At 70.3% G+C, this 11,581-nt stretch carries 9 protein-coding genes; 1 reads left to right on the top strand and 8 read right to left on the bottom strand.

Going from position 1 to position 11,581, the window contains the following annotated elements; genetic code table 11:
- Nucleotides 1-67: 67 nt before the first annotated feature.
- From G5C51_RS34585 to G5C51_RS34550, 8 genes are all read right to left on the bottom strand, one after another.
- Nucleotides 68-2,473, bottom strand: coding sequence for a polysaccharide lyase 8 family protein (locus G5C51_RS34585; RefSeq protein ID WP_165243485.1), 2,406 nt, complete (start codon nt 2,471-2,473; stop codon nt 68-70).
- A gap of 120 nt (nt 2,474-2,593) precedes the next feature.
- The gene (locus tag G5C51_RS34580; protein ID WP_338118408.1) at nt 2,594-3,445 is read right to left on the bottom strand and encodes an arylamine N-acetyltransferase family protein; all 852 of its coding nucleotides are present in this window, start codon (nt 3,443-3,445) and stop codon (nt 2,594-2,596) included.
- 113 nt (nt 3,446-3,558) lie between these two features.
- A complete protein-coding gene (locus G5C51_RS34575) occupies nt 3,559-4,308 on the bottom strand; it encodes an SIS domain-containing protein (RefSeq protein ID WP_165243482.1) in 750 nt (249 codons plus the stop codon).
- A gap of 49 nt (nt 4,309-4,357) precedes the next feature.
- A complete protein-coding gene (locus G5C51_RS34570; protein ID WP_338118407.1) occupies nt 4,358-5,653 on the bottom strand; it encodes an RNA-guided endonuclease InsQ/TnpB family protein in 1,296 nt (431 codons plus the stop codon).
- Between the two features lie 71 nt (nt 5,654-5,724).
- Complete coding sequence (locus G5C51_RS34565) at nt 5,725-6,780, bottom strand: substrate-binding domain-containing protein (protein WP_165243479.1); 1,056 nt, start codon at nt 6,778-6,780, stop codon at nt 5,725-5,727.
- A 76-nt stretch (nt 6,781-6,856) separates the two neighbouring features.
- Nucleotides 6,857-8,521: a type 2 periplasmic-binding domain-containing protein gene (locus G5C51_RS34560; protein ID WP_240930122.1), complete on the bottom strand. Its 1,665-nt coding sequence runs from the start codon at nt 8,519-8,521 to the stop codon at nt 6,857-6,859.
- A gap of 13 nt (nt 8,522-8,534) precedes the next feature.
- The gene (locus tag G5C51_RS34555) at nt 8,535-9,398 is read right to left on the bottom strand and encodes a carbohydrate ABC transporter permease (protein ID WP_165243494.1); all 864 of its coding nucleotides are present in this window, start codon (nt 9,396-9,398) and stop codon (nt 8,535-8,537) included.
- Nucleotides 9,399-9,430: 32 nt separating this feature from the next.
- Nucleotides 9,431-10,285: an ABC transporter permease gene (locus tag G5C51_RS34550; protein WP_165243491.1), complete on the bottom strand. Its 855-nt coding sequence runs from the start codon at nt 10,283-10,285 to the stop codon at nt 9,431-9,433.
- 257 nt (nt 10,286-10,542) lie between these two features.
- Between G5C51_RS34550 and G5C51_RS34545 the strand changes: the two genes are divergently transcribed.
- On the top strand, nt 10,543-11,529 hold the full coding sequence (locus G5C51_RS34545; protein WP_338118406.1) for a hydroxyacid dehydrogenase: 987 nt from the start codon (nt 10,543-10,545) through the stop codon (nt 11,527-11,529).
- Nucleotides 11,530-11,581: the final 52 nt, after the last annotated feature.

The following is an 11,581-nucleotide window of genomic DNA, read 5'->3' as shown; positions in this document are numbered from 1 at the left end:
GGGGAGGGGGGATTGGATACGGCCCTCCGGGCGCCACCGCGGGGAAGACGGCGCCCGGGGGCCGCGGTCAGGCCAGCTTCGCCGCGTGGGTGTGGCCGCGGGAGCCGGCGGTCTTCACGGTGAGCACCGGGCGGCGGCCGGTCTCGACCGAGACCGTGTCGTCGGCGGAGACCACCTTCGTGGCGGGGAACGGCAGCTCGATCCGTACCGTCTCCTGCGTGCGCGACGAATCCGCGACGGCCACCTCGATGCCGTCGTCCCGCCGCTGCACCAGCACCGTCGCAGACCCGGAGCAGCGCAGCCCGGCCGCGCTGCCCTCCGCCCAGAAGTGCGCGGCGAGGACGCCGTCGCGGCGGGACTCGACGGCCTGCACGGTGGGGGAGTTGGCGACGATCGAGACCGGGTTGGCGGCCGCCCATGCCGCGGTCGTGGCGGCCGAAGCGCCGGGGAGCAGCACGTACGCGTACGTGGCATCCGCCGGGGACTTCCCGTGGTCGCACCACAGCGTCACGTACCGCCGCGTGATCGGGTCCGCCGTGCCGCCCGTGTCCGCACCGGTGTTGATGTCGGCCCAGTTGCCGGTGCGCTCCTCGCGCAGCGCCCGTATCGCGGCCTTGCCCGGGAAGACGTAGCCGCCGGTGCCCTGCAGATGCGCCCAGCCGGCGCCCGCGAAGCTCTTCGACCAGCCCTGGGTGCCGGGTTGGGCGGCGCCGTCCACGAGGAGGCGGTTGGTGCCGGACGCGTGCAGGTGGCGATTCTCGACGATGGTCTCGATGGTGCGGCCGTCGCTCGACGTGATCCCGGCGCCGAGCGCGATGACGGCGCCGTCGAAGGTGAACCAGGCCTTCTTCGCGCGCAGCGTCGAGCCGTCCGCGATCAGATCCATGGCCGCCGCCGCATAGCGCTTGCCGAGCGCGGCGCCGCCCGCGGTCCTGTTCTTCGGCTGGTAGATCTTGGTGCCGGCCGCGTCGCCGACCTTCGCCCGCTCCCTGGTGTCGACGGTCGTGCCCGGCAGCCGGTACGGGTTCACCGTCGCCCAGTAGGCGTCGCCGTAGTGGGCGAGGTCGTCGGGCACGTAGACGTAGGTGGTGCCGTCGCCCTGATACCAGGCCTTCTTGTTCTCGAAGTTGCCGCACTCGTACGCCGCCACCCGCGCCGACGACAGGCCGAGGCTCAGCGCCCAGCCGGGGCGGCGCTGCACCACCCGGTCCATGTCCGCGAAGACGTGCGCGCCGGTGAGCCGGGGCGCGGCCGGCACGGCCGCGTCGTCGAGGACGGCCCGGGCGCGGGTGAGCTGCGGGATGGCGGCGGCCGCGAGGTAGGGGACCGCCTTGTTGCGGGTGATCCAGCCCTTGGCGAGGGCGCGCCAGCGGGCGGCGTGGCCGGCCGGGGCGCCGAGGGCGAGCAGCAGCATGTTGGAGATGGTCGCGGCGCCGTTGGTGGCGTCGTTGGCCTTGACGCGGGAGACCGCCCGGCCGTTCTGGGTGTCCATCATCAGGCCGTCGAAGACGACCGGGGAGAAGGCCCGCTCGATGGCGTCGAAGATCACCGAGACCTTGGGGTCGGTCACCTTCCAGGTCGAGCCGCCGAGCAGCGCGAGGATGTGCGCCGTGCCGGCCAGCAGCACATTCCCGTACGTGCCGGTGTAGGCCACCGTGCCGTGCTGGATCAGCGAGCCGTCCTCGTAGATGCCGTCGCCGCTGGTGACGTAGCCGAAGAGGCTGTTCTTGCCGCCGCCGGCCACGTCGGAGAGGCTGTCGCGGGCGGAGGCGACCTTGGCGGCGTCGCGGGCCAGCAGGCCGTGCAGGGCGACGATGACGGCCTTGTCGGAGCGGTTGCCGCCGGTCTCGATGGCGCCGTTGACCACCCGCTTGTCGGCGTTCGGGCACCACTTCTGCACGGTGGCCAGGTAGTCGGCGAGGTCGGCGGCCGGGACCTGGGCGCGCAGCAGCACGCACGTGTCGAGCATGGCGCGGGGTGAACCTATTTCCCAGAACCACCAGTTGCCGGTCTGGGTGGCGTCCGGGCGGTAGCCGCCGTCGTGCAGGAAGCGCAGTGCGTCGACGACCGCCTGGGCCACCTCGGCCTTGCCGGTGAGCGGGGTGCCGGGGGTGGCCCAGGCGGTGGCGAGGGTCTTCAGCCGCGGGTAGCTCTGGCCGAACTTCTCCGGGTCGGAGACCGGCGTGAGGTCGGGCCAGACGGCGGTGCGGCCCGCGGAGCGGTCCATCGAGTCCCACCACTTGGCGGCCTCGGCGCCGAGCTTGCCGAGCGCGGCGGCGAAGTCGGGGTCGGCCGGGTCGAACTCCCCGCCGGTCATGAGCTCTTCGGCGCGCTGCAGCAGCGTGTCGTACTCGTCCGCCGCCGAAGCCGCCGCCGACGCCGCCGACGCGGGCGGTGCCGCAAGAAGCACCGCGCCGGCGGCGGCCGCGCCGCCCAGCACACTGCGGCGGCTGATCCGAGGAACGAGGGACATGGGCACACTCCCGGGGCTCGTGTCGCGAGACGTGCCGCATAGCATGTAACCGCTTGCTATGGCTGACAAGAGGCCGCACAAGGGGAGTTGGCGCAATTTCCTTAAGACTCGGTTAACCGGTTACCCGAGGATCCGGTCCAGCTCCTCAGGCGCCGGCGCGATATCGAAGACCTCCGCGAGCAGCTTGCCGACCTGCTCGGGCTCGATCTCCTGCCTCGTGCTGGTCCCGTCCGGGAAGGACGTGGTCCAGACGGTCGCGTCGAGCACATGGTGCTCCCGCCCCGTGAACCGCTGCGCGAACAGCCGCTTGACGAAGGGGGACCGCGGGTGGGTGTCGACGAAATGGCTGCCGACCGCGAAGTCGATCGGATACTGCGGCACGAGGCGGAAGGTGTGCCGGTCGGTCCAGCCCTCCGGGCCGTACTGCAGCAGCCACCACGTGTCGCCCCACTCATCGGGCCGCCGCTCGAGCCGGTGCCGCCAGCCCTCCCCCTCCACCTCCGCCCCGTCGGCGAGCTCGATCGGTGCCGTGGGACCGGAGCCGAAGCCGACGTCGCACAGCCAGTCGCGGTCGTCGTCCGCGCAGCGCACGACGACGAGGGCGTGCGTGGCCGGGGTGATCCGGTCGAAACCGAGTGTCACGCGTCCGGTGACCACGGTGACGCCGAAGCCGAGGCGCTCCAGCGCCGCGGCGAACAGCGCCACGTGCTCGTAGCAATATCCGCCCCGGCGCCGGCCGACCAGCCGCTCCTGCACCGAGGCGAGGTCGATCGGCAACGGCTTCCCGAGCACCGCGTGGACGTTCTCGAACGGAATGCTCGTGGTGTGGGCGCGCTGCAGGCGGCCGAGCGTTGCCAGGGTCGGCGCGCGCTCGCCGGTGAACCCGATGCGGTTCAGATAGCCGTCCAGGTCCAGCTCGTCGCCGCTCCAGTGGCCTGCGGAGTTGTTCGCCTGCATCGCTCGGTCTCCCACGTTCTCAGCGTCGCGTGCCAGCGCGTACGGCCCGGTGTGACGCTTCCGAACGTAGGAGACCGAGGGGGCCCGGCGCCTCTGCTTATGGACCCGTGCCGGTTCGGACCTTGGTCTTAGGCCCCGGCGCCCAGCTCCGGGATCCGCGGCCCGTACCGCTCCAGCAGTGCCTTGTTCGCCTCGTCGCCGCCGGGCACGTTGGCGCTCACCCAGCGGGGCAGCTCCACCCCGCGGGCGGTCGCCAGCGCGTCGACCTCGACCAGCACCTGCGACCACAGATACGCGGCCAGCACCGTCGACACCGCGGCCGTCCGCGGCTGTTGCGGCGGATGCACGACATCCCCCGGCGGCACCCGGTTGTCGAGCACCACCGTCGCGTGGTCGGCCAGCCGCGTACCACTCCGGTCGGAAGCCTTGGCCGACGCCTCCAGCGAGGTCACCGCGATCACCTTCAGCCCGCGCGCCAGCGCCTCCTGCGCGATCTCCACCGGATACGGATTGCGCCCGCTGGTGGAGAACACCACCATGACGTCCGGCGCCGCGGGCGCGGCCCGCTCGACCACCGCCCGCCCGCGCCCCGGTTCCCGCTCCACGGCGGTGGAGCCGATCGCGTTCGGCAGCGGGAAGACCTCGGGGTCCCACACCGGCCGGACACACGCGAGACCGCCCGCGCGGTAGAACATCTCGCACACCATCGCCAGCGAATGCCCGGCCCCTGCGGCATGGATGACACCCCCGTCGGCGATGCAGTCGAGCAGCACCTCCGCGGCCGCGGTGACCTGCTGGGGAGCGGCGGCGTCGAGGTCGTCGAGGAGCGTACGGACATGGTCGGCGTGGTGCCGGCGGGTCGCCTCAGCTGAGGTCATCGGGCAGGGCCTCCTTGAGCTCGTGTATCAGTGCGTCCGGGCTCGGTGATCAGCCCGATGAAGACCGGCGCCCGGCCGAAGACGTTGCCGGCGAGGGGGGAAGGTGAGTATGTCCTTGTTGGCTTCGTCCATCCGCCTGAGGGCGGGGGATTCCTCGGGTCGCCCCATGGGTTTCCTGCTTCGTCGCCGACTGCCCGCCCGGAGTTCTCCGTTGAGGTCTTACACCGGCTCCACAGGCCGAAACCGTCAGCCCGACGGCCAGGAGATTCTCGGCGGCGTTCACGTCCCGGTCATGGGTCGTACCGCAGCTGTCGCACGTCCAGGTCCGAACGCGCAGCGGCATCTTGCTTTGCAGGGCGCCGCAGCCGGAGCACAGCTTGGAGGAGGGGAAGAAGCGGTCGACCACGACCACCTCCCGTCCGTACCAGGCGGCCTTGTACTCCAGCAAGCTCCGGAACTCTGCCCATGCCGCATCACTGATCGCGCGGGCCAGACTCCGGTTCTTCACCATATTGCGCACGGTCAGGTCCTCGATCACGAGCGTTTGGTTCTCACGCACGAGTCGAGTGGAGAGCTTGTGCAGGTAATCCCGGCGCCGGTCGGCGATCCGGGCGTGCACCTTGGCGGCCTTACGGCGCGCCTTGGCCCTGTTGTTGGAGCCCTTGACTTTGCGGGACACCGCCCGCTCGGCCTGGGCGAGCCGTGCCCGGTCACGACGTTCATGGCGTGGGTTGGCGATCTTCTCACCAGTCGAGAGGGTGAGGAGATGGTCCAGGCCCACGTCGATGCCGACCGCAGCGTCAGAGGCCGGAAGTGCCTGAACGGCCGGATCCTCGACCAGGAGGGACACGAACCACCGGCCCGCACTGTCGCGGGAGACGGTCACCGTGGACGGCTTCGCTCCTGCGGGCAGCGGGCGGGACCAAACGATTGCCAAAGGGCCCTTCATCTTGGCGAGCGTTAGCTTCCCGTTCCGGAACCGGAACGCAGAGGACGTGTACTCGGCCGACGCGCGGGACTTCTTGAGCGATTTGAAACGCGGGTATCTCGCCCGCTTGGCAAAGAAGTTCGTGAACGCCGTCTGCAGGTGCCGCAACGTCTGCTGGAGCGGGACCGAGGAGACCTCGTTCAGGTAGGCGAGTTCCTCCGTCTTCTTCCACGCCGTCAGCATCGCCGACGACGCGTTGTAGGTGGTTCGCTCCTGCCGCGCCCACGCTTCGGTGCGAGCGGCAAGGGCCATGTTGTAGACCGTGCGCACGCATCCGAACGTGCGCGACAGCTCAGCTGCCTGCACATCGGTCGGATAGAAGCGGTACTTGAACGCCCGCTTCACATGGCTGGCCACGCCTTACATTCTACCGGACTGGATTGTGAGCATTCCCGGCGGTCGCTGGGTGCGGCGTATCGCCGCGATGTTCAGTCCAGACGGCCCACGGAGTCGCGGACCACGATGTGCGTGCCCAGGAGCTGCCGCTCCTGACGGGGACCGCCGCCGGTGCGGGCGGTCGCGCGCAGCGCCATCCGGACGGCCGTGCGGCCGAGTTCCTCACCGGGGATGTGCACGGTGGTGAGCGGCGGATTGAGGTGGGCGGCGTACGGGTCGTCGTTGTAGCCGACCACCGAGACGTCGGCGGGGACGGTGTAACCGCGCTCATGCAGCGCCCGGATGACGCCCGCGGCCACCCAGTCGTCGGCGCCGAAGACGGCCGTGTACTCCGGGGCGCCGCCGCTCTTGTCGAGCAGCCCGTGCATCGCCTCGCGCCCCTCCTCCTCGCCGAAGTCGCAGTGCACCACGGTGGCCGCCGACTCGGGCAGCCCGAAGGCCGCCAGCGCGTCGCGGAAGCCCGCCACCCGCTGCTCGCTCGTCGACAGGCCCGGCACATGCCCGACGTACGCGACCTTCCGGTGCCCCGCCGCCAGCAGGTGGCTGGCGATGGCGTACGAGCCCGACCGGTTGTCGTACTCGAGGATCACGGCAGGGACGTCCGCGACCGGTGCGGGGCGGCCGCACAGGACCAGCCGCGTCCCGGCCGCCGCGAGCGCCTCCGCGTAGCGGGTGATCCGCTCGCGGTATTCGTCGTCCTCGACCACGCCGCCGGCCAGCACCACGATCTCGGCGTGCTGCTCGCGCATCATCTGCACCAGCGCCAGCTCCCGCTCCGGATCGCCGCCGGTCTGGCAGACCAGCGAGAGCATGTCGCGCTCGGCGGCCTCCGCCTCCACGCCGTGGGCGATGGCGGCGTAGAAGGGGCTGTCGACCGCCGACAGCAGCACCGCCACCGTCTTGCGCCCGCTGCCGGCGAGGCCGCGGGCGTGCGCGTTCGGCACGTAATCGAGGTCCTTGACCGCGCGCATGACCTTGTTGCGGGCGCCGGTCGAGGTCGGGTAGTTGCCCGCGAGCACCCGGGAGACGGTCGCGACGGACACGCCCGCCTGGGCGGCCACATCGCGGATGGTCACGCGCCGGTCCACCGGCCCTCCTGACGTCGGGGGCCGGGACCTGCGCGGCGGCAGGCCCGGCCCGTACCTGAAGAGACTACTTCGCAGCCTATTTGGCGGCCTTTTTGGCCGCCGCGTACTCCTCCGCGAACTCCTCGACCGCTGTCTTGCCGCCGCCGCTCTGCCACTTCTTGTAGACCTCGTCCCACGACGACACCGGCTTGCGGCCGGTGACGATCGCCGAGACGCCGTCGGCCAGCTGCTGCTCCAGCGTCGCGCCCTTGGCGGTGAAGGCCGCGGACTGCAGGCCCCAGTGGTCGTCCGGCACCAGCAGCGGGAGGGTCTCCTTCTGCCAGTCGTGGACGCGCTTGGTGTCCTCGGGGAAGCCGGGGTAGTGCAGCGGCTGGGGGGCGTCGGCGATGTTGGTGAAGGGCGTGTTGGGGGAGGCCACCTCGGTGAGGCCCTTCTCGTTCTTCACCGGGTTGTTGTCCTTGTCGCGCTTGAAGTGGGTGCCCTCCACGCCGTAGTGGATCAGCTCGAACTCCTCACTGCCGAACGGCGAGGCGAGGTAGTCGAGCAGGCTCAGCAGCATCTTGATCCGCTTCTCGGGCGCCTTCTTCAGCACCGTGTAGCCGAACATGCCGCGGCTCTGCATCGCCTGCTGCTCGCCGCCCGCCTTGTACGGCAGGGCCAGGCCGATGTTGAAGGCGTCCTGATTCATCTGCAGATTGCCGATCATCGCCATGAAGCCGTCGGTCAGGCCGCCGACCGTGCCGTTGTAGTACTTGGTCTTGAGGTCCGGCGGCGCCATGGCGGCGGAGTCCGGGTGCCAGGTGCCGTCCTTGTGCATCCGGGCCATCAGCTCCAGCGAGTCCTTGAAGCTGTCGTGGCCCCACATGGTGGTGAACGAGCCGCCCTGGTGCTGCCACAGGTTCGGGGCGCCGTGCCACAGGGCGTGGGTGCGGTAGCCGAACGGGTTCGGGCCGACGGCGGCGCCGAACGCGTACTTCTTGGCGCGGGAGACCTTCTTCGCCATGGCGGCGAAGTCGGCCACCGGCATGCCGTCCTGGTAGCCGGCCTTCTCGTACATCTCCTTGTTGTAGAAGAGCACGTCCTGGAACTTGGGCCGCTCGACCGGCACCCCGTAGATCCCGCCGCCGATCCGGCCCATGCCCTCCCAGGCGTAGGTGGGGATGGCGGCCAGGTGCGGATAGTCCTTGATGCTGTCGCCGGACAGGTGCTCCGACAGGTCGGCCATCTGCGACTTCACGAACTGCGCCTCGCGCGGCAGGGTGTAGCCGCCGCCGATGCTGAGGATGTCGGGCAGCTCATTGCCCGCCATCACGGTCGCCATCTTCTTGGTGAAGTCGGCGGCCGGCACCGCGGTGAGCTTGATCTTCACGCCGAGTGCCTCGGCGACCTTCTGCCAGTAGAGGTTCTTCGCGTACGGGACCGGGGCGGTGCCGTAGGTCAGGCACATCATGTGGATGGTGGAGCCGTCGCCCGGCTTGTCGTTGTACGCCTTGAACAGCTCGCCCGGGTACTTCAGGTAGCCGTTCTGGATGCCGTCGGCGGTGCCCGGCAGATCCGGCTTCGGGCCCTTGGTGACCGGGGTGTACGCCGGCCAAGGAGCCAGCTTGGACCCCTTGTTGGAGACCGATCCGCCGGTGTCCCCGCCACCGCCGCAGGCGGTGAGCAGCGACGGCGCGGCCAGCGCGGCGCCCCCGGCGCCGATGGCGCGCATCAGGGTCCGGCGGGACATCGGTGCAGTCATCTCTGATTCCCTCTCAGCTCTTGATGGCGCCGGTGAGCACGCCCTTGGTGAAGTACTTCTGCAGGAACGGGTAGACCAGGAGGATCGGGACGGTGGCCACCACGAGGACGGCCATCTGGATGGTCTGCGGGGCGGCGACATTTCCCGCCTCGGCGGCGCCGGAGTCGGCGAGCTGGGCGCCGCCGATGACGTAGGTGCGGAGCACCTGCTGCAGCGGCCAGTGGTCCTGCTCCAGGTAGATGGAGGCGTGGAACCAGGCGTTCCAGTAGGACACCGCGTAGAAGAGCCCGACGACGGCGAGCACCGCCTTGGACAGCGGGATGACGACGACCCGGAGGATCTTCCACTCGCTTGCGCCGTCGAGCCTGGCGGCCTCGTACAGCTCTTCCGGGATGCCCTGGAAGAAGCCGCGCATGACGACCAGGTTGAAGACGTTGATGAGCACGGGCAGGATCACGGCGCCGTACGCGTCCAGCAGGCCGAGCTCCTTGACCAGCAGATACGCCGGGATCATGCCGGGCGGGAAGAGGAAGGTGAAGAGCACCAGCAGGAGCACCGGCTTGGCGCCGTACACCTTGGGGCGGGCGAGCGCGTAGGCGAGCAGCACCGTGCAGAGCATGCTGGCCGCGGTGCCGACGACGGTGATGCCGATGCTCACCCACAGCGCGTCGGTGACGATGCCGCCGTTGAAGATCTGCCGGTACGCGCGCAGCGTCGGCTCGCTAGGCCACAGCACCCAGCCGCCGTTGGCGACGACCTCCTTGTTGGAGGCGAGGCTCGTCGCCACGACCACCACGAACGGCATGATGACGATCCCGAGCACGACGACCAGCGCCACGCCCTTGGCGACGAGGGTGAGCGGCTTCGGCTTCTCCATCCAGGCGGGCCGGGCCGCGGCTGTTCTGCTGATCACCTGTAGACCCCCTGTTCGCCGAGGCGGTGGGCGAGCTTGTTGGCGGTGTAGACGAGGGCGGCGCCGACCACGCCCTTGAAGAGGCCGGCCGCGGCGGCGTAGCCGAAGTTGCCGTTGACCAGGCCCTGGTAGTAGACGAAGGTGTCGATGATCTCGGCGGCCTCGGGGCCGTAGGCGTCGCGCTGGAGCAGCATCTGCTCGAAGCCGACGGAGAGGATCTCGCCGAGCCGCATGATCAGCAGCAGGATGACGATGGGGCGGATCTGCGGCAGCGTGACGTGCCAGAAGCGGCGCCAGGGGCCCGCGCCGTCGAGCGCGGCGGACTCGTAGAGCTGCTCGTTCACCTGCATCAGCGCGGCGAGGAAGATGATCGTGCCCCAGCCGCCGTCCTTCCAGATCACCTGGGCGACGACCAGCGGCTTGAACGCGTCGGGGTTGCCGATGATGTCGACGGTGTTGAGGCCCGCGTCGCCGAGGAAGCCGTTGAGCAGTCCGGCGCCGCCGAGGATCTGCTGGAAGAGGGCGACGACGATCACCCAGGACAGGAAGTGCGGCAGGTAGACGACCGACTGGACGAACCGCCGCAGCAGGTCCGAGGTCAGGCTGTGCAGCAGCAGCGCCAGGGCGAGCGGGGCCGGGAAGAAGAAGATCAGCTGCAGGACGGCGATGAAGAGGGTGTTCCAGACGGCGTGCCAGAAGTCGCCGTCGGAGAACATCGCGGAGAAGTTGTCGAAGCCGACCCAGGGGCTGTCCCAGAGGCCGACGAACGGCACGTACTCCTTGAAGGCGATGACGTTGCCGAGCAGCGCGCCGTAGTGGAAGACCAGGAAGTAGCCGAGTCCGGGCAGCATGAGGAGCAGGAGCACGCGGTCGCGGTGGAACCGTTTCCAGCGCTGATTCCGCTTGGTTTCGGGCTGTTTGACGGGCTTGTACAGCACCACGTGCCCCTCTGTTGTCGCCGTCATCGGTGAAGATGACCGGGAATCTAAAGCGGTTACTACGACGAGGTCAATGCTCCAACCCCCGGAACTTTCCTTGACCTTGGGGGAGCGGCGTCCTAGCCTGCGATCTCATCGCGAAAACGGTTACTATCGCTTTTGGGGGCCCCGTGGCCGAACGCCTCACCGCAGCACTCGCCATGTCAGCCGAGGAGGCGGACATCGTGCTGCCCGGCGAGGTCCGCGACCGCGTCGCGAAGCTCACCCAGCTGCTCCCCGATCCGCTCTCCGGCGACCTCACGGGGCGCCTGGCCGGCATCGATCTGCTGGTCACCTGCTGGAGCTGCCCGCCGCTGACCGAGCAGGTGCTCGCCGGCGCCGGCCGGCTGCGGGCGGTGATCCACGCCGCCGGATCGGTGAAACAGCTGGCCACGGAGGCGGTCTGGCGCCGCGGCATCGCGGTCTCCTCGGCGGCCGACGCCAACGCGGGCCCGGTCGTCGACTTCACCCTCGCGGCCATCACCTTCGCCGGAAAGCAGGTGCTCCCCGCCGCCCGCGACTACGTCGGCCGCCGGCAGCCGCTGGCGCTCCGCGAGGGCCTGGACGACCGCACCATCGGCATCATCGGCGCCTCCCGCATCGGCCGCGGCGTCCTCACCCGCCTCGCCGCCTCCGGCCGCCGCCACCGCGTCCTCGTGTACGACCCGTACCTCCCGGCGGCGGAGGCGATCGCGCTCGGCGCCGAGCCGGTCGAACTCGACGTCCTGTGCCGCGAGTCGAGCATCGTCAGCGTCCACGCCCCCGAACTCCCCGAAACCCGGCACCTGCTGGACGCCCGCCGCCTCGCCCTCATCCCCGACGGCGGCACGGTCATCAACACCGCCCGCGGCTCCCTGCTCGACACGGAGGCGCTGACCCACGAGTGCGCGACCGGCCGCCTGAACGCGTATCTGGACGTCACCGACCCCGAACCGCTGCCGCCCGACCACCCCCTGTACGCCCTGCCGAACGTGCTGGTCACCCCACACGTCGCGGGCGTGCAGGGCAGCGAGCTGCGACGCCTCGGCGAGTACGCGGCGGCGGAGGTGGAGCGCTTCGTACGCGGCGAGGGGCTGCTGGGCGCGGTGACGGAGGCGGAGCTGCCGCGATTGGCCTGACGGCCGGGGGTGGCGGCCGCGGTCCGGCGGCGATACGGGCTTCCTCCCACCC

Origin of the sequence: Streptomyces coryli (genome assembly GCF_011044975.1) — a bacterium.
Taxonomy (GTDB): domain Bacteria; phylum Actinomycetota; class Actinomycetes; order Streptomycetales; family Streptomycetaceae; genus Streptomyces; species Streptomyces coryli.
This window is presented reverse-complemented; position numbering and strand designations above follow the sequence as displayed.